Here is a 24397-nt window from a genome sequence, read left to right on the forward strand (position 1 = left end):
CGCCAGAGCCCGATTTTCTTTAAATGCTCAACGGGTCCACGTCAATCGCCCAGCGCACCAGGCCCTTGGCCTCGGGCTGGCTGCGGGTGGCGCGCAGCACCGCCTGCCAGGCCAGCAGAAAGCGCTGCAGCGCTTGGCGCGACGGGCTTTCCACCAGCATCTGGGCGCGCTCTATGTTCGCCACCCGCTGCACGCCCATGGGCACGGCGGGGTAGAGCGTGACGCGCTCAACGTCCGGCACATCGCAGGCGGCGGCACTGGCCAGGCTCAGGAACGCCTGGGCGGCTTCCTGGGTGCGGGCCTCGGCGCGCACCAGCGCCTGGTAGCTGAACGGCGGCATGCCGGCGATGCGGCGCTCGTCCAGCTGGCTGGCGGCAAAGTCCGGGTAGTCGTGTTTTTTGAGCGCGGCAAACAGCGGGTGCTGGGGGTGCATGGTTTGTATCCACATCTCGCTGGCCGCGCTGTGGGCGGCATCGCGGCCGGCCCGGCCGCCGGCCTGCATCAGCAGCGCAAACAGCCGCTCGGGCGCGCGGAAGTCGCTGGAGAACAGCGCGCCGTCGGGGTTGATGGCGGCCACCAGGGTGATGCGCCGGAAGTCGTGGCCCTTGGCAATCATCTGCGTGCCGACCAGCACATCGACGGCGCCGGTGTGGACTTCAGCCAGCTGGGCTTCAAGCGCGCCCTTGGCTTTGGTGCTGTCGGCGTCGATGCGAGCCACTACGACCGGGCCACCATCGGGGCGGCGCAGGTCGGCCAGCAGCTCGGCCAGGTGTTCCTCCAGCCGCTCGGTGCCGCGGCCTACCGGTGAGATGTCGGGGTTGCCGCAGCTCGGGCAGGCGCGCGGCACCGGCTCGGCGTAGCCGCAGTGGTGGCAGCGCAGGCTGCGGTCGATCTTGTGGAAGACGCGGTAGGCGCTGCAGTGCGGGCACTCGCTCTTCCATTCGCAGCTGCTGCAGGCCAGCACCGGGGCGTAGCCGCGCCGGTTCAAGAACACCATGCTCTGCTCGCCGCGCGCCACGCGCTGCTGGATCGCGGCCAGCAGCTGCGGCGAGAACACGGTTTTCTTCTGCTGCAGATTCATGTCGACCAGCCGCACCTTGGGCAGGCTGCCCGCGCCTATGCGGCTGGGCATGGCCAGGCGAACATAGCGGCCGCCCTCGGCCGCCGGGCGGCTCAGGTGCCAGCTCTCCAGCGCCGGCGTGGCCGAGCCCAGCAACACGCGGCAAGGCTCATCGTCGGGATTGAGCCGCGTCTCCAACTGGCTGCGGTACACCGCCAGGTCGCGGGCCGAGTAGCGTGCGCCTTCCTGCTGCTTGTAGCTGGGGTCGTGCTCCTCGTCGACGACGATCAGCTTCAGCCCGGGCATGGAGGCAAACACCGCCATCCGCGTGCCCAGCACGATGCGCGCCGTGCCGCTGTGCGCGGCCAGCCAGCTTTTCAGGCGCTGCGGCGGTGTCATGCCGCTGTGCATCGACACCACTGAGGCCGCGCCGTAGCGCGGCTCGAAGCGTTCGCGGAAGCGGGCTTCGAGCTGCGGCGTGAGGTTGATCTCGGGCACCATCACCAGCGCCTGGGCGCTGGGGTCGCGGGACAACAGGCTTTGCACCAGCTGCAGATAGACCTCGGTCTTGCCGCTGCCGGTGGAACCGAACAACAAGAATGGCCCTTTTTGGGCATCAAATTCGGCAATGACGCTGGTCTGCTCTGCGCTGAGTGCTACGGAATGTGTAGTGTCGACAGCGTTCGTATCGATGGCGCCATTCACCTCTTTCGGCCGCTTGAGGCGCCGCGTCAGCTGCGCCGCGCCGAGTTCGCGCAGCTGCGGCGGCAGGGCGGCCAGCGCCACCTCGCCCACCGCGCGCTGGTAGTACTGGGCGGCAAACTGCACCAGGCCGCGCCAGACGGCGTTCAACGGGGCCAGGCCGTCGAGTGCATCGCTGATGGCGCGGATCTCAAAATTGCTGTCTTCCGGTGTGCCGTCCCACACCACGCCCAGGGTTTCGCGCTTGCCCAAGGGCACGCGCACCAGGCTGCCGGGCGGCAGCGGCGTGGCGTGGCCATAGGTCAGCGGCCCGGCAATTGCGCTGTGGGCAGGGGTCTGGACGACGACGGAGAGCCGGTGGAGCATTTGTGTGAGTTATTTCACGTGAACTTGCGGAAACGGGTCTAAGTGCTTGATTTACAAATGATTTACCAAGTATCCCAAGAAGCTGTGGATAACTTTGTTGATATCTCTCTGTGGCAGGCCGCCAAGCCCAGTAAATCAAGGCTTTGGACAAAATGCCTGAAAAAAAAGCATTTTCAGATGACTATATAAATCAAGGGCTTACGATCGCTATGGGTTTTGTAGCGGAGTAGAGGCCCCAGGCGTTGCCGGGTCAAAGCCCACCACAAATTGTGTGCATAAGTGGTGCGTGGCAAAACTATTTTTCGGGCCTATAGCTCCGTTTTATGCCCGAATTTGGCGCGAAGCCCGGTGCACGGCCTCGACCAGCGCCGCTACGTGCTCCGGCGGCGTGTGCTGGCTGATGCCATGCCCCAAATTGAAGATATGGGTGGGGCCCTGGCCTGCACCCTGGTGGGGCACGCCAAAGCTGTTCACCACGCGCTCGACCTCGGCCGCGATCTGGGCCGGCGGGGCGAACAGCACGTTCGGGTCGATATTGCCTTGCAAGGCCTTGCTGCCACCGACCAGGGCGCGGGCCTTGGCCAGGTTCACCGTCCAGTCCAGGCCCAGCACCTCGCAGTCCAGGCCGGCCATTTCGTCCAGCCAGAGCCCGCCGCCTTTGGTGAACACCAGGCGTGGGATGCGTTGGCCGTTGTGCTCGGTCTTCAGCTGCTTGAGCACCTGCTGGGTATAGGCCAGGCTGAACTGCTGGAACGCGCCATCGGCCAGCACGCCGCCCCAGCTGTCAAAAATCATCACCGCCTGGGCGCCGGCCTCGATCTGGGCGTTCAGGTAGGCGGCCACCGCGTCGGCGTTCACCTGCAGCATGCGGTGCATCAGGTCGGGGCGGCTGTACAGCATGCTCTTGACCAGGCGGTAGTCGTCGGAGCCCTTGCCTTCGACCATGTAGCAGGCCAGGGTCCAGGGGCTGCCGGAGAAGCCGATCAGCGGCACCCGGCCGTTCAGGGCCTTGCGGATCGAGGTGACGGCGTCGAACACATAGCGCAGCTTGTCCATATCGGGCACTTGCAGCGCGGCCACGGCGGCCTCGTCGCGCACCGCATGGGCGAAGCGCGGGCCTTCGCCCTGGGCAAAGCTCAGGCCCAGGCCCATGGCGTCGGGCACGGTGAGGATGTCGCTGAACAGGATGGCCGCGTCCAGCGGGTAGCGCTCCAGCGGCTGCAAGGTGACTTCGGTGGCGTAGTCGGTGTTGGTGGCCAGGCCCATGAAGCTGCCAGCCTTGGCGCGGGTGGCCAGGTATTCGGGCAGGTAGCGGCCGGCCTGGCGCATCAGCCAGACGGGGGTGTGGTCGGTGGACTGGCGCAGGCAGGCGCGCAGAAAGCTGTCGTTTTGGAGCGGAGCGAAGGACATGGGGGAGGGCAGAGGCGGTGGAAGCGTGGAGCTTAGCGCACCGGCAGGAACTGTAAGAAGGAGCCGCCCAGCAGGTTTTGTACATAGCTGATGGCGGCCCGGCGGTATTTTTCGGTGACCACGGCGGACAACAGGTCCAGGCGGCCGACGATTTTGCCAAACTCGCGTTCGAAGCTGAGGTTGCGTTCGCGTTCGTTGACCTCGTCGGCCAGCAGCAGCGGCTGGCCGGCAGCGGTGCGGCGGCTGGACAGCAGCCAGACGGCGATCTCGACATTCCGCGCGGCGTTGTAGATGTGCTGGGCGTCCAGGCTGTCGATCAGGTAGAACGTGGTCTTGTCGCCATGGGCAGCGACCAGCATGTCGGCATTGGCCAGGATGAAGGCGGCCACACGGTCGCCCTTGAAGTCCGGGCTAAGCGCCAGCGACAAGGCCTGGATGTCGCGCTGGCCTTGCAGCGCCGGCCAGGGCTGGCGCCGGTCCATAGCGGTACGTACCTGGGCCAGGGCGTCTTCGCGGCTGCTGGCGCTGGTCTTGCGCCATTCGGCGGGGTTGCGCTTGTACAGCTTGTCGGCCAGGCGCAACAGGCTTTCCAGGTTGTCGCGCATGCCCAGGGTGGCCATGCGGTTCACGTCCGACTGGGCCAGCTCGGCGGGGGCTGCGGGGCTGCTGCGGGCCTCGCCATGCGGTGCCGGCGTGGGGCTGAGCATGCCGCAGGCACACAGCCCCAGCGGCAGCAGCGCCGCAGTCCAGCGCGCCGTGGGGGCGGGCTGGGGGCTCAAATCACGCCGCGGGCGGACAGCACCGCGTGTTCGGTACGGATGCATTTGTTTTGTACCACCCGCAGCCCGGCCGCCTGGGCCCGTTGGGCTGCGCCGGCGTGGGCGATGCCCAGCTGCATCCACACGGCCTTGGCGCCGATGGCGATGGCTTCTTCGACCAGGGGCGGGATGTCCTTGCTCTTGCGGAAGCAGTTCACCACCTCGATGCGATGGTGCTCGGCCGCGGCGGTGAGGCTAGGGTAGGCGGTTTCGCCCAGGATCACGGTAGCGTTGGGGTTGATCGGGATGATGCGGTAGCCGCGCGCCTGCAGGGTGCGCGCCACGTCGTGACTGGGCCGCATCGGGTCCGGCGACAGGCCGACCACCGCAATCGTGCGGGCGTGGGTCAGTATCTGGCGGATGGCGTCGGCTTCACTCATGGCTCTTTAGTTTACGCAAGCTTGTATGACAGCGTTTGACGGATGTCATGCGAAGTGGTCGAAGCTGGCAAATTGCTGCAGCACCGGTGCCCCGGCGGCGTCCACCAGGCGCACGGCGGGCGCACTGCTGGCGGCCTCGATCTGGCCGATGCGCGTGACCCGGGTCTGTGCCTGGGCGGCGGCAGCCTGCACCGCCTGGCGGGCCGATGGCGGGGCGGTGAATACCAGCTCGTAGTCGTCGCCGCCAGCCAGCACGCAGGCCAGGATTTTTTTTACGTCAAACAGGCCTTCAGCGCAAAGATTATCTGCGTTAGTAGCTATTAATTGCATAGCAATCGAGGTGTCCACCACCGCGGCTACGCCGGAGGCCTGCAGGATGTGGCCGAGGTCGCCGAGCAGCCCGTCGCTGACATCGGCCGCCGCCGTGGCCACGCCGCGCAGCGCCAGGCCTAGGGCTACGCGCGGTGTCGGGGTTTCCAGCCGGGCCCGGGCCTGGGCAAATACGGCTTCGGGCAGCGACAGCGTGCCGCGAAAAACCTCCAGCGCCAGTCGGGCATCGCCCAGGGTGCCGCTGACATACAGGTCGTCGCCAGCTTGGGCGCTCGAACGCAGCAGCGCCTGGCCGGGTGGCACCTCGCCAAACACGGTGATGCAGATGTTCAGCGGGCCCTGGGTGGTGTCGCCGCCGACCAGCTCGCAGCCGTGCGCGTCGGCCAGGGCCAGCAGGCCTTGCGAGAACGGCTCCAGCCAGCCGGCGTCGGCGCGCGGCAGGGCCAGCGCCAGGGTAAAGGCCAGCGGCTGCGCGCCACAGGCGGCCAGGTCGCTGAGGTTCACCGCCAGCGCCTTGTGGCCCAGCGCCGCGGGGGATACGGTGGATAAAAAATGCCGGCCTTCGACCAGCATGTCGCTGGAGATGGCCAGCTGCATGCCGGGCCGCGGCTGCAGCAGCGCGCAGTCGTCGCCCACGCCCAGCACCGCGCGCGGCGTGGGCCGGGTGAAATAGCGGCGAATCAGGTCGAATTCGCCCATCTCAATGGAGCGTGTGGCTGGCCGGCGGCAGGCTGTTGTCGGTGGCGTCGAGCACAAAGGTCGGGATGGGGGTGTCGAAGCGCTCGCCGTCTTCGGCCACAAAGAAATAGCTGCCGCGCATCGCGCCGGTGCCGGTGCGCAGCCGGCAGCCGCTGGTGTATTCAAAGGATTCGCCCGGCTTCAGCAGCGGCTGGTGGCCCACCACGCCCAGGCCCTTAACTTCTTCCATGTGGCCGTTGCCGTCGCTGATGGTCCAGTGGCGCGCAATCAGCTGGGCGGGTACTTCGCCGGTGTTCTGGATGGTGACGGTGTAGGCGAAGCTGAAAATCGCTTGCGCGGGGTCGGATTGGTCGGGCAGATACTGGGGTGCGACCGCGATGGTGAACTGGTATTTGGACATGGCGGCATCGTACCGCGGCAGGCTCTGGGCGTAGCCTGCGAAAATACGGCCCATGAAAAATTACCGCATTGCCCCCTCGATCCTGTCCGCCGACTTCGCCCGCCTGGGTGAAGAGGTGAAAAACGTCATTCAGGCCGGTGCCGACTGGATCCATTTCGACGTGATGGACAACCACTACGTGCCGAACCTGACCTTCGGGCCAATGATCTGCAGTGCCTTGAAGCCCCATGCCAAGAAGCCTGACGGCACGCCCGTGCCCATCGACGTACACCTGATGGTGCAGCCCGTGGACGCGCTGGCGGCCTCGTTCGCCGATGCTGGGGCTTCCCTGATCAGCTTCCACCCCGAGGCTTCGGGCCATGTGCACCGCAGCGTGCAGGCCATCAAGTCCAAGGGCTGCCAGGCGGGCCTGGTGTTCAACCCCGCCACGCCGCTGGACGTGCTGGACTGGGTGATCGACGATATCGACCTGATCCTGATCATGAGCGTCAACCCCGGTTTTGGCGGCCAGAGCTTTATCGATTCGGCGCTGCGCAAGATCGAGCAGGCGCGCAAGCGCATCGAAGCGTCGGGCAAGGATATCCGCCTGGAAGTCGATGGAGGCATCAAGACCGACAACATCGCGCGCGTGGCCTCGGCCGGTGCCGACACCTTCGTGGCAGGCAGTGCGATCTTCGGCAACCCTGATTACAAGGCGGTGATTGACAGCATGCGCAGCGCTCTGGCGGGCGTGTGACCTACTATCCGCAGATGAACGACGGGACCACGCCATGGCTTTGATCATCACCGACGAGTGCATCAACTGCGATGTGTGCGAGCCCGAGTGCCCGAACGATGCGATCTACCTGGGCGTCCAGATCTACGAGATCGACCCGCACAAGTGCACCGAGTGCGTGGGCCATTTCGACGAGCCGCAATGCGTGCAGGTGTGCCCGGTATCGTGCATTCCGGTGAACCCGGACCACGTGGAAGACAAGGAAACCCTGTGGGCCAAGTACCGGCGCCTGCAGGCCGAGATCGTTCCAAAGATTTAATCGGATTCGGGCGGCCGCACCGGCTTGGGCCGCGGCGGTTTGCTGGTGTGGATGGCCATCGTGGCCTTCTCCATGTCGCCGGCCAGCAGCAAGGGGGCGGCGAGTATCGCCCGGGTCATGCTGTCTTCGATGGCCGTGCGGTGTTCTGCCGAGGGCTTTTTCAATACCCAGTTCGCGACTTCGTCTTTGGCCCCAGGGTGGCCGATGCCAATGCGCAGCCGCCAGTAGTCGGGGCTGCCCAGCTGTCCATGGATGTCGCGCAGGCCGTTGTGCCCGGCATGGCTGCCGCCGAGCTTGAGCTTGGCTTGGCCGGGCACGATGTCGAGTTCGTCGTGGGCGACCAGGATTTCCGACGGCTGGATCTTGAAGAAGCGGGCCAGCGCTGCCACCGATTTGCCGGACAGATTCATGAAGGTTTGCGGCTTGAGCAGCCAGCGCGGCTCGCCGTCCACCACGGTGCGTGCGACCAGGCCGTAATAGCTTTTGTCGGGCTGCAGATTGGCCTTGAGCTCGCGCGCCAGTGCATCGATCCACCAGAACCCGGCGTTGTGGCGGGTGGCTTCGTAATCGGGGCCAGGATTGCCCAGGCCGACAAACAGTTTGATCATTGCGGTGATTATCCAGAAACAAAAATGGCCCACCGAGGTGGGCCATTTTCTTGCTGAAAAGAATTACTTCTTGGCAGCAGGCTTGGCAGCGGGAGCCTTGGCACCGGCTTTGCCCTTGGCGGGTGCGGCAGCAGCTGCAGCTGGATCGACAGCTACTTCTTCAGCCAGAGCCACCACGGACACCAGAGCGGGGTTTTCTTTGCCGCGGGTCACAACCGACACGCCCTTGGGCAAGGTCAGGTCTTTGGCGTGCAAGGAAGAACCCTTGGTCAGGCCGCTCAGGTCCACAGCGATGAACTCAGGCAGATCGGCAGGCAGGCAGGAAATCAGCAGTTCGGTCGCCACGGGGGTGACCATGCAGTTTTCGGTCTTGACCGCTGGCGAAACTTCCTGGCCGCTGAAGTGCAGAGGCACCTTCATGGTCAGCTTGGTATTGGCTTCCACGCGCTGGAAGTCAGCGTGCAGAATCAGTTGGCGGAAGGGGTGCATTTGCACATTGCGCAACAGAACCTTGCTTTCCTTGCCGGCCAATTCCATGTCCAAAATGGTGGAGTGGAAGGTTTCTTTCTTCAGAGCGTGCCACAGTGCGTTGTGGTCGATTTCGATCTGGGTGGCAGGCGTTTCACCGCCGTAGACGATGCCGGGGGTACGGCCGGTAATGCGGAGACGGCGGCTCGCACCCGTGCCCTGCTTTGCGCGCTCAAAAGCGACGAATTTCATAATTAACTCCTGTAAGAGTGCACCGCGACCAGTGTCACTCCGTTGTGAAAAAGACCGGCAACGCCAGAAGCGTTGCCGGTCTGCTTTTTTATTCCCGTTAGAAAAGGTTTTCTTGATCGGAGAACAAACTCATGACCGACTCACCATTGGCAATGCGCTGGATCGTCTCGGCGATCAGCGGGGCCACGGTGAGTTGGCGAATTTTGGAACACGCCGCTGCAGCCGGGCTGAGCGGAATGGTGTTGGTCACCACGACTTCATCCAGGGCCGAACCATTGGCAATGCGCTCAATGGCGGGGCCGGAAAAGATCGGGTGGGTGCAATAAGCGTAAACCTTCTTGGCGCCACGCTCTTTCAAGACTTCAGCGGCTTTTACCAAGGTGCCGGCGGTGTCGATCATGTCGTCCATGATGACGCAGTTGCGGCCATCGATTTCACCGATCACGTGCATGACTTCGCTGACATTCGCCTTCGGGCGGCGCTTGTCGATGATGGCCATGTCGCAGCCCAGCTGCTTGGCCAGAGCACGCGCACGGACCACGCCACCGACGTCGGGAGAGACCACGATCAGGTCTTCGTAATTCTTTTGGCGCAGATCGCCCAGCAGCACGGGAGACGCGTAAATATTGTCCACCGGGATGTCGAAGAAGCCCTGGATCTGGTCGGCATGCAGGTCCATGGTCAACACACGGTCCACACCCACGGCTTGCAGCATATTGGCTACCACCTTGGCGGTGATAGGCACACGGGCCGAGCGTGGACGGCGGTCTTGCCGCGCATAACCGAAGTAGGGGATCACGGCGCTGATGCGTTCAGCGGAAGCGCGCTTCAGCGCGTCCACCATGATCAGCAGTTCCATCAGGTTTTCGTTGGTCGGAGCGCAAGTGCTTTGCACTACAAACACGTCGCGGGCACGCACGTTCTGGTTGATTTCGACCGTGACTTCTCCGTCGGAGAAGCGGCCTACACGGGCGGCGCCCAGTGAAATGCCAAGGTGCTTGGCAATGTCAGCGGCCATGCCTGGATTGGCATTACCCGTGAAAATCATGAAATCGGTGTGGTGGGGCTGCATGAGCTTTCCGGCGATGAAGTAACTGGCGATGAAGTAACTGTGTGCATATTTTGAACATCTGTGTGTTCAAAATATTTGGCAGGGGAAGAAGGATTCGAACCTTCGCATGCTGGAATCAAAATCCAGTGCCTTAACCAACTTGGCGACTCCCCTACACGGGTTAACAGCGCGACGCTGTCAACCGATTAACCATCGCTGGAGGCCCATCCCCACAAAGGATGAACGTCCATATTGCTGCATTTGCGAACCTGCCAAGCACCGGGTGCATCGGCTGTATCCACATTGCCCAACATCTGCGCAAACACTGCGCTTCCAGAGCCAGTCATTCTAGCATTTAAATCTTTGCTTTCCAGCCACTCAAGGGCTTGGATTACAGCGGGGCAAAGATTCTCTGCGACTGGCTGCAAGCTGTTGGCACCGAAGTGATATGGCTGTGCAGCAAAGCCTGCGAGTATAGCACTATCTGAATCGCGTTTTAAATATGGCGATGAAAAAATCAGTTTGGTATCCAGGCCTTCGGGCGGTTTGACGACCAAGAAACGGCTGGGTGGCAACGATATAGGCGTGATTTTTTCGCCTATGCCTTCGACCCAGGCATTGCGGCCGGCAACGAAAAAAGGCACGTCGGCGCCGAGTGGTAGGGCGATGGCTTGCAGCTCGGCGGTTGTGAGGTTCAGCTGCCAGAGTCGGTTCAGTGCCAGCAGGCAGGATGCTGCGTCCGACGAGCCGCCGCCCATGCCGGCCTGCGCGGGAATGCGTTTCAGCACGCCGATGTGCGCCCCTAAGCGCGTGCCGCTGGCAGCTTGCAGGGCCCGGGCCGCGCGCAGCACCAGGTCATCGGGCGGCAGCGGGGTGCTCAGGTCTTCTCGGCTGAGTTGGCCGTCGGTGCGGATGTCGAAATGCAGGGTGTCGCACCAGTCGATCAGCATGAAGACCGATTGCAGCAGGTGGTAGCCATCAGCGCGGCGGCCGGTGATGTGCAAAAAAAGGTTCAGCTTGGCCGGTGCGGCCACGTCGTACAGGGCTTGCATGCTTATTTATCGAGAACTACGCGCAGAGTGGCTACGGGTGTGGGCTGGTTGCGCAGCGCTGTCAGGCGCCCCGTATCCAGGCGCGACAAATCCGCATTCCAACCCGGAACCGCCGTATCGCTGCCTTGCAGCCAGTCGAACAGCGCGGCCAGGGGCAGTGGGGCGCCTGTAGCTTGTTCGACCAGGGCATCCAGCGAGTCGAACGGGCGGACCTCGCCATTGGTGTGCAGCACGGCCGAACCCGGCTGCCAGACCAGGCGGGCGACGACGCCGCCCAGCGGGTTGAATAAGGTGAGTTCGCCCTGCTGGGCCGAGCCCTTGAGCTCGAAGCTGGCCGAAAAGGATTGGGCTGATTCCGCGTCTACCTGCAGCGCGATGCGGCCGCTCCAGAACGGTCCAGCGTCGCTGCTGGGCCGGTTGATGTGGGCGCAGCCGGTGAGCAATACCATGCACACCAGCAGAGCCCACCAATGGCGGATGGGTTTCAAAGCTTGACGCGCAGGCGTTTGAGGGTTTCCTGCAGGGTTTCGTTTTCAGAATTGATCTGCAGGCCTTCTTTCCAGACGCTGGTGGCGCGCTCGCGCTGGCCTAGCACCCAGAGCACTTCGCCCAGGTGGGCCGCAATTTCGGCGTCTGGCTTGGCTTTGAAGGCGTCGTCCAGCACCCGCAGCGCTTCGTCGCGGTTGCCCATGCGGAACTCGACCCAGCCCAGGCTGTCGGCGATGAAAGGGTCGTTGGGCACAAATTCCAGTGCCTTGCGGATCAGTTCACGGGCTTCGGGCAGCCGCATATTGCGCTCGGCCAGCGAATAGCCGAGCGCGTTGTAGGCGTGGTGGTAATCGGGTTTGGCCGCAATCAGCTGGCGCAGCAGGCGCTCCATTTCGTCGAGCTTGTCGAGCTTTTCGGCCAGCATGGCCTGGTCGTACAGCAGGTCCGCGTCTTGCGGATTCTGCGCCAGGGCGGCGGCCATCAAGTCATACGCTGCCTGGTACTGCTTGTTGTCGCGCAGCAGCTGCACTTCGGCCGCGCGTTTCAGCCGGACTTCTTCAGGGGTGCGCGCGGGCAAGGATTGGAGCAGGGCGCGGCCTTCGGCCAGCTTGCCTTGCTTGGCCAGCAGCGAGGCCCGGCGGCTTTGGGCGGCCAGCAGGTCTTGCGGGTTTTCTATCTTCTGCAGCCAGGCTTCTGCAGCCGGATAGTCTTTGCGGGTTTCTGCCACCTGGGCCAGCGCCATATAAGCCCGTGCCAAGCCGCGGCTACGGCCATCGCTAGGAGGCAGTGCAAGGGCTAGGGTGACAAAGCGCTGTAGCGATGCGTCTGCCGCATCGGTTTGTTTTTCTTGGGCTTGCAAGCTGCCCAGTACCAGCCAGGCGTCCGCCATTTCAGGGTTCTGGGTGGTCAGCAATTGCAGTTGTTGGGTGGCTTCTGCGTAGCGCATGGCATCCAGCAGCACCCGCACATAAGCCATGCGCAACTCGGGCAAGGGTTTGCCTGCTAGATAGTGCAGTACCAGGGGCTCGGCCAGCGGTACCTTAGGCCCCATCATTTCCAGAGCCAGTTGCACCGGGCCGGGAGCGCCGGGTTCCAGGGCCTGGGCCCGGCGCGCGGCTTCGAGTGCGCCGGAGGTATCGCCTGCGGCCAGGCGCATGCGGCCAACCGTGGTCCAGGCGGCGACACCCACGGCTGGGTCGTTGAGGTAATCGGCCAGCGCTTGTTCGACCAGGCTGGCTGCCAGTTTTTTGTCGGAAATCTGGGCGTAAGTAGCGGGAATGGCGCTGATGGCCGCGCCGCGGTCCATGACCTTGGCCAGATTCAGCTCGACTTTCAGCGGCTCGGCTGTGTCTGCCACGCGGTTCAAGGCCAGCAGAATCTGCAGCACATAGCGGTTGGCTTCGCGCGAATCGGGCATGGCCCGACTCCAGGCGCGGGCCGCCTGCAGTGCTGCGTCGCCGGAGCGCGACTGCAGTGCAATTTCTATGGCCCGCTGGTACAGGCTGGCGTCATTGGCCTTGCGCGCGCCTTCCAGATACAGCTGGTAGGCGATGCCCGGCTCGCCGCCGGCCGAGTTGAGCTCGCCCAGCAGCAGGATGTAGAACAGCTCGCCATTGATGGCGGAGTTCTCCGGTGCGGGCGGCGGCGGAGACTCTTGCGCGTGCGCAGGCAGGCAGCCCGCCACCAAAGCCAGTGTGGCAAAACCGTAGGCGGCCAGTCGGGGAAATCGCTTCATCGGCTCATAATAATCCAAGCCCGCGCACTTGCACGCGCCGTGGCGAGAGCCCCTACCTGCGTTCTTTACATCCTCTATTGCCTGTTATGCCCGAGTTACCCGAGGTGGAAGTCACCCGTTTGAGCTTTGCCGATCGCATCCAGGGCGCGCGTATCGCCTCGGTGCGCATGGGCAAACCGCTGCGCTGGCCGCTGGGTTGCGACCCTGCGCAGCTGCACGGGCGCACCGTGCTGGAAGTGCGGCGGCGTGGCAAATACCTGTTGCTCGACCTTGATCCCGGCTTGCTGCTGCTGCACCTGGGCATGTCGGGCAGCCTGCATTTCGCGTCGCAGCAGCCCGAACCCGGCGCGCACGACCATTGCGACCTGGCCACCACCCAGGGCGTGCTGCGGCTGCACGATCCGCGCCGTTTTGGCGCCGTGGTGTATGCCGACAGCCAGGACGCACCCGAGGCGGTCAAGCTGCTCGGCCATCTGGGCATGGAGCCCTTGGGCGATGGATTTTCTTTACCCAACTTTTACGCAGGCCTGCAGGCGCGCAAGACTGCCATCAAACAGGTGCTGCTGGCGGGCGAGGTGGTCGTCGGGGTGGGCAATATCTATGCGTCCGAGGCCTTGTTCATCGCCGGCATCCGGCCGACCTTGCCAGCCAACCGCATCAGCCGGCCCCGCGCCGCCAAGCTGCACTCGGCGGTGCGCGACGTACTGGCGCGGGCTGTGCTTAAAGGCGGCAGCACTTTGCGCGACTTTTCCAACGCCCATGGTGAGAGCGGCTACTTCCAGCTGGAAGCCATGGTCTACGACCGCCGGGGCGAGCCCTGCCGGGTTTGCTGCACGCCTATCCAGTCCATGCGGCAAGGCCAGCGGGCCACGTATTTCTGTCCGCAGTGCCAGAAGCGCTGAACGGACAGGGCACAGTGCTATATTGAATTTTTTGTCTTTGCGAAAACCGACTGCCCCGTGGTGACCTCCTTTAACGAACAAATCGGCCATTACGGCGCTTGGCGGCGTGAATTCGCCCTGCGCCTCAAGTTGCTAGCCGCCTGGATGAAGGAGCACGGGCTGATGGACTCCGGGGTCGAGGCCCGGCTCCAGCGGCTGGAAGACCAGATGCGCAGCGACAAGGTGATGGTCGCCTTCGTGGCCGAGTTTTCGCGCGGCAAGTCCGAGCTGATCAACGCCTTGTTCTTTGCCAACTACGGCCGGCGCATCATGCCGGCCAGCGCCGGGCGCACCACCATGTGCCCCACCGAGCTTGGTTTTGACGCCGGCGTACCGCCCAGCCTGCGGCTGCTGCCCATCGAGTCGCGCCTGCACCCGCAGTCGCTAGCCGAGTGGCGCCAGGCGTCCGACCAATGGACCCATGTGCCCCTGGATGTGGACGACGCCGAGCAGCTGGCCCTGGCGCTGGAGAAGGTCACTGACGTGCGTCGCGTCACCCAGGACGAAGCCCGCGCACTGGGCTTCTGGCACGACGAAGTGCCTGACGACAACCCGCCCATGGATGCCGACGGCCGCGTCGAGGTGCCGCGCTGGCGCCATGCGCTTGTCAATATCGAGCACCCGCTGCTGGCGCAAGGCCTGGTGATTCTGGACACGCCGGGGCTCAACGCCATCGGCGCCGAGCCCGAGCTCACCGTCAATCTGATCCCGCAAGCCCACGCCGTGGTGTTCCTGCTGGCGGCCGATACCGGCGTCACCAAGTCCGATCTGTCGGTCTGGCGCGAGCACTTGAGCCATGGCGCCGACGAAGTCAACGCCCGCTTGGTGGTGCTGAACAAGATCGACACCCTGTGGGACACGCTGAGCACGCCCGAGCAGGTGAAGCTGCAGATCGTCCAGCAGCGCGTGGCTTCGGCCGAAATACTCGGCGTGCCGGCGCAGCAGGTGATGGCGGTGTCGGCGCAAAAAGGTTTGGTGGCCAAGATCACCTTCGATGCCGAGCTGCTGCAGGCCAGCGGCCTGCCCGCGTTGGAGGCCGCGCTGGGCGACGGCATCCTGGCCCAGCGGCACGAGATTCTGCGTGCCGTGGTGGCGCGCGGCGTGACCGACCTGCGTAACGAGACCGGCCGCGTGCTGCAGGTGCGGCGCCGCGACCTGGCCGAGCAAAAAATGGAGCTGCAAGGCCTGGGCGGCAAGAACTCGGCCGTCATCAAGAACATGCGCTCCCGCATCGAACAGGAAAAGCACGAGTTCGACATGGGCAACGCCAAGATCCATGCGGTGCGCTCGGTGCAGCACAAGCTGCTGGGCGAGATGTTTGCGCTGCTGGGCAGCCGCAACCTGAAAGCCGAAATGGCCCTGCTGGCTGCTGCCATGCGCCAGCGCGGCCTGAAGCTGGGCGTGAAAACCGTGTACGGCGAAACCTTTACCCGCCTGCGCGCCAACATGACCAAGGCCCAGGCCCACGGCGTCGAGATCCACAGTATGCTGGATGCCACCTTTCGCCAGTTGAATGCCGAGTTCGGCTTCTCGCTGCAGTTGCCGCCGATTCCCGATATTCCGCGCTACCACGCTGAGCTTGACGAGATCGAGGCCAGCCACCTGCAGTACCTGGGCCTGCGCAATGCCCTGAAGCTGGCCCAGCCGGAGTTTGCCGAACGCCTGGTGCGGGCGCTGGCGACGCGGCTGCGCGCCGTCAACGACTCGGCCTTTGGCGAAGTCGAGCTGTGGAGCAAGTCGGCCGCGGCCCAGCTGGAAGACCAGCTGAAGGAACGGCGCAAAAGCTTTGTGCGGCGCATCGACGGTATCGACCGCATCCAGGAAGCCGCCGGCGGCCTGGACGAACGGGTTGCCGAGATCGAAGCCCAGGAGGCCGTGCTCGGCCAGTTCGACACCCGGCTGCAGCTGCTGACCTCCTACTTCCTGACCACCGCCGCGCCCACGCTGCCCCCTGCCGCATGACGGCCCCTCGCGCAATGGAGGCCGCTGCGGCGGGTCTCGGCAGTATGGGCACGTATGCCGCGCCAGCTGCGGTGGCGACGGCGTTTGCCTCCCAGGTGATCCACTGGCAGCAAAGCCATGGGCGCAACAGCCTGCCCTGGCAGAACACCCAAGACCCGTACAAGGTCTGGCTGTCCGAAATCATGCTGCAGCAGACCCAGGTGAGCTCGGTGCTCGAGTACTTTCCGCGCTTTCTGGCGCGCTTCCCCGATGTGGCCAGCCTGGCCGCCGCCAGCCTGGACGATGTGCTGGCGCTGTGGAGTGGCCTGGGCTATTACAGCCGGGCCCGCAACCTGTACCGCTGCGCCCAGCAGGTGGTGGAGGTGCATGGCGGCAAGTTCCCGCCCACCGCCGAGCTGCTGCAGACCCTGCCCGGCATAGGCCGGTCTACCGCGGCCGCGATTGCCTCGTTCTGTTTTGGTGAGCGGGCGGCGATTCTGGATGCGAATGTGAAACGTGTGCTGACCCGGGTGCTGGGCTTCGATGCCGACCTGGCCGTCGCCGCCAACGAGCGCGCGCTGTGGGACCAGGCCACAGCCTTGCTACCGCTGCAGGCCGGCCTGCAGACCATGCCGCGCTACACCCAGGGCCTGATGGACCTGGGCGCCACCGTCTGCGCGCCGCGCCAGCCGACCTGTTTGCTGTGCCCGGTGCAGCCTGTGTGCACCGCCCAGCGCCAGGGCACGCCGGAGAAATACCCGGTCAAGACCCGTAAGCTCAAGCGCAGCACCGAATCTTGGTGGCTGCTGTGGGCGCAGGATGCGGCCGGCCGGGTCTGGCTGCAGCGCCGGCCGGATGCGGGCGTCTGGGCCGGTCTGTACTGCCTGCCGGTGTTCGACAGCCGCGAGGCGCTGGCCGCCACGGTGGGTGCTGCAGAGCTGGACGATCTGCCGGTGTTCCTGCATGTGCTGACCCACAAGGACTTGTACCTGCATCCGGTGCAGATCCAGCTGGCGCCCGGCGTGCGGCCGGGGCCTAACGGTGACTGGGTTGAGGCCGCGCGTTGGCCGGAGATGGGTTTACCCGCACCGATCCGCAAACTGCTGGCCGCTGTCTAGTTGCTATTGAATTGGTAGCTGCTGGCGCAGGTGGTATCTGCGCTACAGGCCTAAAAAGCTTAAAAAACCGTGGCGCCACCTGATGGCGCTTCAAAGCCACTGCGCGCGTCCAACTCGCGGTGCCGCTTCAGCGTGACCCAGCGCTTGCTGAAGGCCGCGGCCAACTGCTCCACCAGATACACCGAGCGGTGCTGGCCGCCGGTGCAGCCTATGGCCACCGTTACATAGCTGCGGTGGTCGCGCGCCAGCAGGTCCAGCCAGTGGCTCAGGAACTGGTCGATGTGGCTGAACATCTGCGCCACGTCGCGGCTCTGGCGCAGGAACGCAGCCACCGGCTCGTCGCGGCCGGTCAGCGCGCGCAAGTCGGGCTCGTAGTGCGGGTTGGGCAGCATGCGCACGTCGAACACATAGTCGGCGTCCACCGGAATGCCGCGCTTGAAGGCGAAGGATTCGAACACCAGGGTCAGCTGCGCCTCGGGCGCGGCCACCAGCGACTTGATATAGCCCTGCAGCTGCGACGAGCGGATGATGCTGGTGTCGATCACATGGGCTTGTTCGCGCAGGTCGGCCAGCAGCTCGCGCTCCAGCTCGATGGCCTCCACCAGCGCATGCTGCTGGTCGGTCAGCTCGGAGCGCGACAGCGGGTGCTTGCGCCGGGTTTCGGAATAGCGCCGTACCAGGGTGTCGGTGGCAGCGTCCAGAAACAGCGACTTGATGTTGACGCCGTGCTTGCGCAGCGTCTCCAGCTGCTGCGGCACCAGCGGCAGCGAGGTGGCGCTGCGCACGTCCATGGCAATCGCCACCTTCTTGGCGTCGCGGGTCTGCTCCAGCTTGATGAAGCTCAGCAGCAGCTCGGGCGGCAGGTTGTCCACGCAGTAGTAGCCCGCGTCTTCCAGTGCATGCAAGGCCACCGATTTGCCCGAACCGGACATACCGGTGATCAACACGATTTCAAGTTTCATAGTGCGCTGCCTAACATTTCTTTCGCATGGGCCAGGGTGGTGACGGAGAGCTTTTCGCCCCCGAGCATGCGCGCCACTTCGGCCACCCGCTGCTCGCCCAGCACCAAGCCCACGCTGCTGACCGTGCTTTTGCCATCGCGCTGCTTGGCCACCACCAGGTGGTGGTCGGCGCAGGCGGCGACCTGGGGCAGATGGGTGACGGCCAGTACCTGGCGGTCCCGGCCCAGCTGCTTCATCAGCCGGCCTACGGTCTCGGCCACGGCACCGCCGACGCCCGAGTCCACCTCGTCAAAAATCAGGGTTTGCGCCGTGCCCAGCTCGCTGGTGGTGACGGCAATCGCCAGCGCGATGCGCGACAGCTCGCCGCCCGACGCCACCTTGCCGACCGCGCGCGGCGTGCTGCCTGCGTGGCCGGCCACCAGGAACTGCACCTCTTCTAGGCCGCTGGCGCTGGGCTCGGTCTTTTGCAGGGCCACCTGGAACTGGCCACCCTGCATGCCCAGGCCTTGCATGGCCAGGGTGATGGCTTTGGCCAGTTTGGGGGCAGCCACAGCCCGGGCTTTGGACAGGGCCAGGGCCTCGGTGCGGTAGGCGCTTTCGGCCTTGCGCTCGGCGGCTTCCAGCGCCTGGCTGTCGGCGGCGGCGTCCAGCCGGGCCAGTTCGGCTTGCCAGCTGGCGAGCAGGGCTGGTAGCTCGGCCGGCGTGCGTTTGTAGCGCCGGGCCAGCGACACCCATTGCGACAGGCGTTCGTCCAGCTCGGCCAGGCGCTGCGGGTCCAGCTCGGTCTTGCGCAAGGTGCTGTGCAGCGAATGCGCGGCGTCTTCGGCCTGCGCCAGGCTTGAAGCCAAAACCTCGGTCAGCGCAGCATATTCGGGCGCAATGTGCTCTTGATTTTGTAGCGATGCATGGGCCCGCACCAAACCGGCCAGTGCGCCGGACTCGTCGTTTTCGAGTGCATCTATGGCGGTCTGCACCGCGTCCAGCAGGGCCTGGGCGTTGGACAAGCGGGCGTGCTCGGCGTTCAGCTCGGGCCATTCGTCGGCGCCGGGGGCCAGCTTGCCGACTTCGCCGATCTGCCAGGCCAGGCGCTCTTGCTCCTGCTGCAGCGAGTCGCGGGCCGCGTGGGCATCGGCCAGGGTTTTCTGGGCGCTGCGCCAGTCGCTCCAGCGGGCGGCCAGGGCGCTGGTGGAGCAGCCCGCATAGGCGTCGAGCAGGCCGCGCACGGTGTCCGGCCGGGTCAGGCTTTGCCAGGCGTGCTGGCCGTGGATGTCGAGCAGCTGGTCGCCAATCTCGCGCAGCTGGGTGGCGGTGGCCGGGCTGCCGTTGATCCAGGAGCGGCTCTTGCCCTGGGCGTCGACGGTGCGGCGCAGCAGCAGGCTGTCGGCCACGTCGAAGCCGGCCTCTTCCAGCCAGGCAGCGGTGCCGGGCAGGCTGTCGAACTCGGCGCTGATGTCGGCCCGGGCCGCGCCTTCGCGCACCGTACCGGCATCGGCGCGGCTGCCCAGCGCCAGTTGCACAGCGTCGACCAGGATGGACTTGCCGGCGCCGGTTTCGCCGGTCAGCACGCTGAAGCCGTTTTGCAGGTCCAGCTCCAGCTCGCGCACGATCACGAAGTCGCGCAGGGTGATGCGTTTCAGCGCCATTCAGGTTCCTTCGTTCCAGTGGAGTTTTTTGCGCAAGGTGTCAAAGTAGCTCCAGCCCTGGGGATGCAGGAAGCGTGCGCGGTGCTCGGAGCGGCGCACGATGATGCGGTCGCCGTGCTGCAGGGATGCCAGCGACTGCATGTCGAAATTGGCGCTGGCGTCCCGGCCTGCTATGAGTTCTATAGCTACTTCCGCAGGATCTGCCAGCACGATAGGCCGATTTGTCAATGTATGCGGGGCAATCGGCACCATCACCCAGCCGGGAATGGACGGGTGCAGCAGCGGCCCGCCGGCGGACAGCGCATAGGCGGTGGAGCCGGTGGGCGTGGCGATGATCAGGCCGTCGGCGCGCTGGTTCGACACCAGCTGGCCGTCCACCTCGACGCGCAGTTCCAGCATGCCGGAAGTGGAGCCGCGGTTCACCACCACATCGTTCATGGCCAGCGCGTCGAAAACGCATTCGCCGCCGCGCATCACCCGCGCATGCATCAGGCTGCGGTGGTCTTCCTCGTAGGTGCCTTGCAGCATGGGCAGCAGCGTGGCCTGGTAGTGGTTCAGCGGAATGTCGGTGATGAAGCCGAGCCGGCCCTGGTTGATGCCGATCAGCGCCACCCCGTGGCAGGCCAGCTGGCGGCCTATGCCGAGCATGGTGCCGTCGCCGCCGACCACTAGGCCCAGGTCGCAGCGGCGGCCAATCGCGTCCACATCCAGCGCCGGGTAGCCGGTGATGCCGGTATTGGCCACGGTTTCCTGGTCCACGACCACTTCGCAGCCCAGGGTGGTTAAAAATTCGGCGATTTCCTGCAATATCTTGCGGGACGAGGCGTTGGCGACGCGGGTGCCCGGTGCAGCATATTTCCCGAAGAGCGCAACCTGGCGGAATTGTGATTTCATTCACAAATTACATCACTAAAATAAGAACATGCTCGATGACCGTGCCAAGTTGTTAATGAAAGCGCTGGTCGAGCGATATATCGCCGACGGCCAGCCTATTGGCTCGCGCACTTTGTCCAAAGCCTCGGGCCTGGACCTGTCGCCCGCCACCATCCGCAACGTGATGTCCGACCTGGAGGACATGGGGCTGATCGTCAGCCCGCATACCTCGGCCGGGCGCATCCCCACGGCCCGCGGCTACCGCTTGTTCGTCGACACCATGCTCACCGCCCAGCCCGGCCCGCTGGCGCCGCCCAAGCTGGTGGCTGAGCAGCCGCAAAAGGTCATCGTCAACGCCGCCAATCTGCTGTCCAGCCTGTCGCAGTTCGTCGGCGTGGTGATGGCGCCGCGGCGCACCTCGGTGTTCCGGCACATCGAATTCTTGCGCCTATCGGAAAAGCGCTTTCTGGTCATCATCGTCTCGCCCGAAGGCGATGTGCAAAACCGGGTGATCTTCACCGAGGTCGACTACACCTCGTCCCAACTGGTCGAGGCCGCCAACTATCTGAACGGCCACTACGCGGGCCTGTCGATCGAGCAAGTGCGCGAGCGGCTGAAGAACGAGGTCGAAACCCTGCGCGGCGAAATCGCCACCCTGATGCAGGCCGCGGTGAACGTAGGCTCCGAAGCCCTGGCGCGCGAGCAGGACGAGGTGGTGATCTCGGGCGAGCGCAATCTGCTGTCGGTCAGCGACTTCTCGGGCGACATGGGCCATCTGCGCCGCGCCTTCGACCTTTTCGAGCAAAAAACCCAGCTGATGCGCCTGCTGGACATTTCCAGCAAGGCCGAGGGCGTGCGCATCTACATCGGCGGCGAAAGCCAGGTCGTGCCGTTCGAAGAGCTGTCCATCGTTAGCGCCCCCTACGAGGTGGACGGCCAGGTGGTCGGCACCCTGGGCGTCATCGGCCCGACCCGCATGCCCTATGAGCGCATGATCCAGATCGTGGACATCACGTCCAAGCTGGTAAGCAATGCGCTGAGCCACCAGAAATAAGCCCCGCCACGCACAGTAGAATGCTGGGTTGTGTGGGGCGTTAGCTCAGTTGGTTAGAGCAGAGGACTCATAATCCTTTGGTCGAGTGTTCAAGTCACTCACGCCCTACCATTCATATTTTTGCGCCTCAGCGCCCGTTTTGGGTCCTGGGGCGTTTCTACAATTCGGATGGCCTTTCTACAAAAGCGGTGCTCATGCAAGTCTTTATCAGTTGGTCAGGTGAACACAGCAAGCAAGTTGCAGCAGCACTGCGTGATTGGCTGCCTATGGTGATCCAGGCAATAAAGCCGTGGTTTTCAACCGTTGATATTGAAAAGGGTGAGGCCTGGTTGACCTCAATCCAGGGCTCCTTGAGCGACTCCAAAGGGATGGGCATTTTTTGTCTATGCCCAGACAACTTAGCGGCCCCTTGGCTCGCCTTCGAAGCTGGGGCATTGTCTGCGCACGATAGAGGGCGTGTTGCGACGTTTCTGCACGACGTGGACGCTAGCGCTATAAAAGCCCCGCTTTCGCTTTTCCAGGCTACAAAATCGGCTGATAAGGAAGATGTTTTTAATCTTCTTAAGACCATTAACGCGCGACTTGAAGTGCCTCTTGAGGCAGGTTTGCTAACTCGGTCATTTGAGGCAAATTGGCAAGGTCTTCAACATGCATTGAATTCAATTCTTGTGCAACCCGGCGTAGCAAAGCGGACTGCGGTCGATCAAAATGCAATGCTCAAAGAGATTCTGAATACAGTTCGTCGCCTGGAGCGAGACAGTGAAGTGCGAGACGTCGAAAGTGATCGAATCCTAAAAAGGTGGTCTCCTACTCGGGAGTATGACAGCCGCGACAAATCCCTCCAATCTTTGCTCAAAATCGCAAAAGCGAGGGGAGCTGATGAGGAAGTGATTCAGGCCTTACTGAGAGATCACGATCGAGCTCGTTTGTATGTAGAAAAGGATATTGTGGGAATTCAATCGCCCGCCGAAGCCTTTCCTTTCCCGGTGGAAGAATCTAGCGCAAGGGCTTCACGCGTTCGCCCAACCCCGCCCTGATATAGCACTCGGTCATCCCCCGATTCTTGTGCGCCAGCAGTTTCTGCGAGTGAACTAGGTCGCCCGTATCCGTTGCCGCCTTGGCCCGGATATCCCGAAACTGAAAGCTCACCCCGGCCAGCGTGCGGGCCTTGTTAAAGCGTGAGCGCAGCGCATCCTCGGTGAGTGGCTTAATAGGTGGGTTTCTAGGACATGCAACTTTGTCTTCGTCCAGCAGCGTGGTAGTGGCCACCGTTCCTAAAAAAATGACCTTCCCAAAAATGCAACAAATCAGAAGCATACTTATTTCGCTCCCATCCTGGCGTATCAAACTGCTAACGCTCAGTTTTCTGGCCGCCTGCACCGGCTACGCAAATGCTGAGCGGTCGGAAGCATTAACTATCACCGGGCGAATCTCGGATTATTCTGTAGTGAACAAGCAAGAGCGTTCATTTAAACCGGAACTGATGTTCGGGGCATTCGGCGCCCTCATCGGGCATGGGTTACGTGGAGGGCAACCCGATATAGCGCAGGACTATCGAATTTACGACATTGCAACTGAAGGTGGTTCCATTTTTCGGGTGGCTAGCAGGCAGGAGTTTGAAAGGACTTCTTGCGTTGAGGTGAAAACTTTAAAGCCTGATACTCTCAATAATTTTGCAGGACTTGGGGATGCAACAATGCGTGAAGTTGACACGTGTTCGGAGTTAAAGCCGATTCTTCCTATCTCCGCCGACGAAATAAAAGAAAAGCCCGGGCGTCCCAACTGATAGCTTTGCAGGGTGCAGTTGCCTTTTGTGTCTACTATCTAGGCTGGACAAATTGAATGTCAGCGTGCTTGGTCGTTGACGGTCACTGCGTTCTTGATTTCAACCTGCTCAACGTAGAGGTTTCACTCTTTCCCCCATCCGGGTCTTAACGTAGTGCTCGGTCATCCCCCGATTTTTGTGCGCCAGCAACTTCTGCGAGTGCGCCAGGTCGCCTGTATCGGTTGCCGCCTTGGCTCGAATATCCCGAAACTGAAAACTTACCCCGGCCAGCGTGCGGGCCTTGTCGAAGCGTGAGCGCAGCGCATCCTTGGTGAGCGGCTGGCCGTTTGCGTTCTGGATCAGGTAGGCGCTGGTGGCCTCGTAGGGCCGGGCGTTGATCCTGGCGATGGTGGCCGCCAGCTCCCCGGTTATCTCAACATCAGCACATCAGCACATCAGCACATCGGCCGGGCGCTGGTCGGTGCGAACGGCTGGGCTCATCGCGCATGCTCTTTCACCGCTCGCGATAGCACCTTGTGCTGGAATATGACCGTTCCAAGCTATCTCGATCAATGTGAGAATTGGTTGCCTACAGTGTGTTGTAGTTGGTGGAGCATATATTGAAGAGCGCAAGACAGTCCTGGGAAGATGAGCATGCCGAATTTAAGAACAATGCTTCAGAACTCAAGCCAAGTGATGAGTGGAAATTTGGTTTCTACCAAATAGTTCCTGACGTCAGTTCTCCCAAAACAAAGCTGAAAGACAACAGTTTTATGGAGTTCCTCATTCCAGAGGAGCACCTTTCGCTCAAGCTCTTCTTCGACAACCTCCGAAACTATGGCATATGTGCAGCGTTCGCCATCCTCGGTTTATGGGTCTGGTCCAACGCAGAGAGTTTGCTTGGAAATTGGAATGCCATATGGCTTATTCGATCAGCCGCTATTGCGATCTGGATATTGGTTGGATGCTTGCTGCTCCTCAACTGTATCCAGACTTGGACGCTCACGCGAGAAATGTATTTCTCACTTCGAGCTATACGAATATCAAAGACCTACATCTTCGGAGGTGACACGCGCTTCCATTTTGTGCTTGGCGTTATTTACATAGCCTTTTCTTGGCTTAGCGACGTCATCGTCTCAGTAGTTTTTCTGTTAGCCAGCGTCGCAGTAGTTGCGATGTCTGTTGGATTTGTGATGCATGCCGTTTTTATACGACATATGTAAGTCGTGATGAGAGCTACTGGTTA

Annotated in this window: 25 protein-coding genes and 2 tRNA genes; 10 read left to right on the top strand and 17 right to left on the bottom strand. The window is 63.1% G+C overall.

The window, feature by feature from the left end; all coding sequences use genetic code 11:
* Nucleotides 1-19: 19 nt before the first annotated feature.
* The 6 genes from priA to apaG all read right to left on the bottom strand — a co-directional run bounded on the left by priA (nucleotide 20) and on the right by apaG (nucleotide 6165).
* Nucleotides 20-2128 (bottom strand): replication restart helicase PriA, encoded by a 2109-nt coding sequence (priA, locus tag BLT66_RS11315; protein ID WP_092757766.1) that lies wholly within the window; start codon nucleotides 2126-2128, stop codon nucleotides 20-22.
* A 321-nt stretch (nucleotides 2129-2449) separates the two neighbouring features.
* Nucleotides 2450-3538, bottom strand: a complete 1089-nt coding sequence (hemE, locus tag BLT66_RS11320) for a uroporphyrinogen decarboxylase (RefSeq protein WP_092757767.1) — start codon at nucleotides 3536-3538, stop codon at nucleotides 2450-2452.
* A gap of 32 nt (nucleotides 3539-3570) precedes the next feature.
* Entirely contained in the window at nucleotides 3571-4245 is a 675-nt protein-coding gene (locus tag BLT66_RS11325; RefSeq protein WP_092757889.1) for a hypothetical protein, read from the bottom strand.
* A gap of 68 nt (nucleotides 4246-4313) precedes the next feature.
* The gene (locus BLT66_RS11330; protein ID WP_092757768.1) at nucleotides 4314-4736 is read right to left on the bottom strand and encodes a CoA-binding protein; all 423 of its coding nucleotides are present in this window, start codon (nucleotides 4734-4736) and stop codon (nucleotides 4314-4316) included.
* 45 nt (nucleotides 4737-4781) lie between these two features.
* A complete protein-coding gene (gene thiL / locus BLT66_RS11335) occupies nucleotides 4782-5765 on the bottom strand; it encodes a thiamine-phosphate kinase (RefSeq protein ID WP_092757769.1) in 984 nt (327 codons plus the stop codon).
* Nucleotide 5766: 1 nt separating this feature from the next.
* Nucleotides 5767-6165 carry a Co2+/Mg2+ efflux protein ApaG gene (gene apaG, locus BLT66_RS11340; protein ID WP_092757890.1) on the bottom strand — a complete coding sequence of 133 codons (399 nt, stop codon included), beginning with the start codon at nucleotides 6163-6165 and terminating at the stop codon, nucleotides 5767-5769.
* A gap of 52 nt (nucleotides 6166-6217) precedes the next feature.
* On the opposite strand from apaG, the gene rpe reads away from it, so the two are divergent.
* Complete coding sequence (gene rpe / locus BLT66_RS11345; RefSeq protein ID WP_092757770.1) at nucleotides 6218-6901, top strand: ribulose-phosphate 3-epimerase; 684 nt, start codon at nucleotides 6218-6220, stop codon at nucleotides 6899-6901.
* A 34-nt stretch (nucleotides 6902-6935) separates the two neighbouring features.
* Nucleotides 6936-7199, top strand: coding sequence for a YfhL family 4Fe-4S dicluster ferredoxin (locus BLT66_RS11350; protein WP_092757771.1), 264 nt, complete (start codon nucleotides 6936-6938; stop codon nucleotides 7197-7199).
* On the opposite strand, the gene pth is transcribed toward BLT66_RS11350, so the two are convergent.
* The 7 genes from pth to BLT66_RS11385 form a co-directional block, all read right to left on the bottom strand.
* The gene (gene pth / locus BLT66_RS11355; RefSeq protein ID WP_092757772.1) at nucleotides 7196-7807 is read right to left on the bottom strand and encodes an aminoacyl-tRNA hydrolase; all 612 of its coding nucleotides are present in this window, start codon (nucleotides 7805-7807) and stop codon (nucleotides 7196-7198) included. The genes BLT66_RS11350 and pth overlap by 4 nt on opposite strands.
* A 63-nt stretch (nucleotides 7808-7870) precedes the next feature.
* Nucleotides 7871-8527 (bottom strand): 50S ribosomal protein L25/general stress protein Ctc, encoded by a 657-nt coding sequence (locus BLT66_RS11360; RefSeq protein WP_092757773.1) that lies wholly within the window; start codon nucleotides 8525-8527, stop codon nucleotides 7871-7873.
* Between the two features lie 97 nt (nucleotides 8528-8624).
* Entirely contained in the window at nucleotides 8625-9599 is a 975-nt protein-coding gene (locus BLT66_RS11365) for a ribose-phosphate pyrophosphokinase (protein ID WP_092757774.1), read from the bottom strand.
* 76 nt (nucleotides 9600-9675) lie between these two features.
* Nucleotides 9676-9752, bottom strand: a tRNA-Gln gene (locus tag BLT66_RS11370).
* Nucleotides 9753-9784: 32 nt separating this feature from the next.
* Nucleotides 9785-10630: a 4-(cytidine 5'-diphospho)-2-C-methyl-D-erythritol kinase gene (gene ispE, locus BLT66_RS11375; RefSeq protein ID WP_092757775.1), complete on the bottom strand. Its 846-nt coding sequence runs from the start codon at nucleotides 10628-10630 to the stop codon at nucleotides 9785-9787.
* Nucleotides 10631-10632: 2 nt separating this feature from the next.
* Complete coding sequence (locus BLT66_RS11380) at nucleotides 10633-11079, bottom strand: outer membrane lipoprotein LolB (protein ID WP_092757891.1); 447 nt, start codon at nucleotides 11077-11079, stop codon at nucleotides 10633-10635.
* 35 nt (nucleotides 11080-11114) lie between these two features.
* The gene (locus tag BLT66_RS11385; RefSeq protein WP_092757776.1) at nucleotides 11115-12854 is read right to left on the bottom strand and encodes a tetratricopeptide repeat protein; all 1740 of its coding nucleotides are present in this window, start codon (nucleotides 12852-12854) and stop codon (nucleotides 11115-11117) included.
* A gap of 86 nt (nucleotides 12855-12940) precedes the next feature.
* Here BLT66_RS11385 and mutM point away from each other — a divergent pair, with 86 nt between their 5' ends.
* Genes mutM through mutY form a run of 3 tightly spaced genes read left to right on the top strand, consistent with a single transcriptional unit; the run spans nucleotide 12941 to nucleotide 16854 of the window.
* Nucleotides 12941-13756, top strand: a complete 816-nt coding sequence (gene mutM / locus BLT66_RS11390; protein WP_092757777.1) for a bifunctional DNA-formamidopyrimidine glycosylase/DNA-(apurinic or apyrimidinic site) lyase — start codon at nucleotides 12941-12943, stop codon at nucleotides 13754-13756.
* Nucleotides 13757-13813: 57 nt separating this feature from the next.
* Nucleotides 13814-15757 (top strand): dynamin family protein, encoded by a 1944-nt coding sequence (locus BLT66_RS11395; protein ID WP_092757778.1) that lies wholly within the window; start codon nucleotides 13814-13816, stop codon nucleotides 15755-15757.
* A gap of 44 nt (nucleotides 15758-15801) precedes the next feature.
* Nucleotides 15802-16854, top strand: a complete 1053-nt coding sequence (gene mutY / locus BLT66_RS11400) for an A/G-specific adenine glycosylase (protein ID WP_092757779.1) — start codon at nucleotides 15802-15804, stop codon at nucleotides 16852-16854.
* A 59-nt stretch (nucleotides 16855-16913) separates the two neighbouring features.
* On the opposite strand, the gene rapZ is transcribed toward mutY, so the two are convergent.
* From rapZ to BLT66_RS11415, 3 genes are read right to left on the bottom strand one after another with little or no spacing between them, the layout of a single operon-like run.
* Nucleotides 16914-17816, bottom strand: coding sequence for an RNase adapter RapZ (gene rapZ / locus BLT66_RS11405; RefSeq protein WP_092757780.1), 903 nt, complete (start codon nucleotides 17814-17816; stop codon nucleotides 16914-16916).
* Nucleotides 17813-19459 (bottom strand): DNA repair protein RecN, encoded by a 1647-nt coding sequence (recN, locus tag BLT66_RS11410; protein ID WP_092757781.1) that lies wholly within the window; start codon nucleotides 19457-19459, stop codon nucleotides 17813-17815. Before recN ends, rapZ begins: the two co-directional genes overlap by 4 nt.
* The gene (locus BLT66_RS11415; protein ID WP_092757782.1) at nucleotides 19460-20353 is read right to left on the bottom strand and encodes an NAD kinase; all 894 of its coding nucleotides are present in this window, start codon (nucleotides 20351-20353) and stop codon (nucleotides 19460-19462) included.
* Between the two features lie 28 nt (nucleotides 20354-20381).
* Here BLT66_RS11415 and hrcA point away from each other — a divergent pair, with 28 nt between their 5' ends.
* The 4 genes from hrcA (at nucleotide 20382) to BLT66_RS26440 (ending at nucleotide 23172) form a co-directional block, all read left to right on the top strand.
* On the top strand, nucleotides 20382-21386 hold the full coding sequence (hrcA, locus tag BLT66_RS11420) for a heat-inducible transcriptional repressor HrcA (RefSeq protein WP_092757783.1): 1005 nt from the start codon (nucleotides 20382-20384) through the stop codon (nucleotides 21384-21386).
* A 34-nt stretch (nucleotides 21387-21420) separates the two neighbouring features.
* A tRNA-Ile gene (locus BLT66_RS11425) sits at nucleotides 21421-21497 on the top strand.
* Nucleotides 21498-21580: 83 nt separating this feature from the next.
* Nucleotides 21581-22423 (top strand): TIR domain-containing protein, encoded by an 843-nt coding sequence (locus tag BLT66_RS11430; protein ID WP_092757784.1) that lies wholly within the window; start codon nucleotides 21581-21583, stop codon nucleotides 22421-22423.
* Nucleotides 22424-22647: 224 nt separating this feature from the next.
* Entirely contained in the window at nucleotides 22648-23172 is a 525-nt protein-coding gene (locus BLT66_RS26440; RefSeq protein WP_143029195.1) for a hypothetical protein, read from the top strand.
* Nucleotides 23173-23280: 108 nt separating this feature from the next.
* Here BLT66_RS26440 and BLT66_RS11440 read toward each other — a convergent pair whose 3' ends face one another.
* The gene (locus tag BLT66_RS11440; RefSeq protein ID WP_092757785.1) at nucleotides 23281-23583 is read right to left on the bottom strand and encodes a tyrosine-type recombinase/integrase; all 303 of its coding nucleotides are present in this window, start codon (nucleotides 23581-23583) and stop codon (nucleotides 23281-23283) included.
* Nucleotides 23584-23771: 188 nt separating this feature from the next.
* Between BLT66_RS11440 and BLT66_RS11445 the strand changes: the two genes are divergently transcribed.
* Entirely contained in the window at nucleotides 23772-24374 is a 603-nt protein-coding gene (locus tag BLT66_RS11445) for a hypothetical protein (protein ID WP_143029196.1), read from the top strand.
* The last annotated feature ends 23 nt before the right edge of the window (nucleotides 24375-24397 follow it).

Source organism: Rhodoferax sp. OV413, from assembly GCF_900104385.1.
Classification (GTDB): Bacteria; Pseudomonadota; Gammaproteobacteria; order Burkholderiales; family Burkholderiaceae_C; genus Rhodoferax_B.

Excerpts from the sequence above, each read along its gene's own strand:
- priA (WP_092757766.1), bottom strand. The coding sequence starts at position 2,128 with ATGCTCCACCGGCTCTCCGTCGTCGTCCAGACCCCTGCCCACAGCGCA.
- hemE (WP_092757767.1), bottom strand. The coding sequence starts at position 3,538 with ATGTCCTTCGCTCCGCTCCAAAACGACAGCTTTCTGCGCGCCTGCCTG.
- BLT66_RS11325 (WP_092757889.1), bottom strand. The coding sequence starts at position 4,245 with ATGCTCAGCCCCACGCCGGCACCGCATGGCGAGGCCCGCAGCAGCCCC.
- BLT66_RS11330 (WP_092757768.1), bottom strand. The coding sequence starts at position 4,736 with ATGAGTGAAGCCGACGCCATCCGCCAGATACTGACCCACGCCCGCACG.
- thiL (WP_092757769.1), bottom strand. The coding sequence starts at position 5,765 with ATGGGCGAATTCGACCTGATTCGCCGCTATTTCACCCGGCCCACGCCG.
- apaG (WP_092757890.1), bottom strand. The coding sequence starts at position 6,165 with ATGTCCAAATACCAGTTCACCATCGCGGTCGCACCCCAGTATCTGCCC.
- rpe (WP_092757770.1), top strand. The coding sequence starts at position 6,218 with ATGAAAAATTACCGCATTGCCCCCTCGATCCTGTCCGCCGACTTCGCC.
- BLT66_RS11350 (WP_092757771.1), top strand. The coding sequence starts at position 6,936 with ATGGCTTTGATCATCACCGACGAGTGCATCAACTGCGATGTGTGCGAG.
- pth (WP_092757772.1), bottom strand. The coding sequence starts at position 7,807 with ATGATCAAACTGTTTGTCGGCCTGGGCAATCCTGGCCCCGATTACGAA.
- BLT66_RS11360 (WP_092757773.1), bottom strand. The coding sequence starts at position 8,527 with ATGAAATTCGTCGCTTTTGAGCGCGCAAAGCAGGGCACGGGTGCGAGC.
- BLT66_RS11365 (WP_092757774.1), bottom strand. The coding sequence starts at position 9,599 with ATGCAGCCCCACCACACCGATTTCATGATTTTCACGGGTAATGCCAAT.
- ispE (WP_092757775.1), bottom strand. The coding sequence starts at position 10,630 with ATGCAAGCCCTGTACGACGTGGCCGCACCGGCCAAGCTGAACCTTTTT.
- BLT66_RS11380 (WP_092757891.1), bottom strand. The coding sequence starts at position 11,079 with ATGGTATTGCTCACCGGCTGCGCCCACATCAACCGGCCCAGCAGCGAC.
- BLT66_RS11385 (WP_092757776.1), bottom strand. The coding sequence starts at position 12,854 with ATGAAGCGATTTCCCCGACTGGCCGCCTACGGTTTTGCCACACTGGCT.
- mutM (WP_092757777.1), top strand. The coding sequence starts at position 12,941 with ATGCCCGAGTTACCCGAGGTGGAAGTCACCCGTTTGAGCTTTGCCGAT.
- mutY (WP_092757779.1), top strand. The coding sequence starts at position 15,802 with ATGGGCACGTATGCCGCGCCAGCTGCGGTGGCGACGGCGTTTGCCTCC.
- rapZ (WP_092757780.1), bottom strand. The coding sequence starts at position 17,816 with ATGAAACTTGAAATCGTGTTGATCACCGGTATGTCCGGTTCGGGCAAA.
- recN (WP_092757781.1), bottom strand. The coding sequence starts at position 19,459 with ATGGCGCTGAAACGCATCACCCTGCGCGACTTCGTGATCGTGCGCGAG.
- BLT66_RS11415 (WP_092757782.1), bottom strand. The coding sequence starts at position 20,353 with ATGAAATCACAATTCCGCCAGGTTGCGCTCTTCGGGAAATATGCTGCA.
- hrcA (WP_092757783.1), top strand. The coding sequence starts at position 20,382 with ATGCTCGATGACCGTGCCAAGTTGTTAATGAAAGCGCTGGTCGAGCGA.
- BLT66_RS11430 (WP_092757784.1), top strand. The coding sequence starts at position 21,581 with ATGCAAGTCTTTATCAGTTGGTCAGGTGAACACAGCAAGCAAGTTGCA.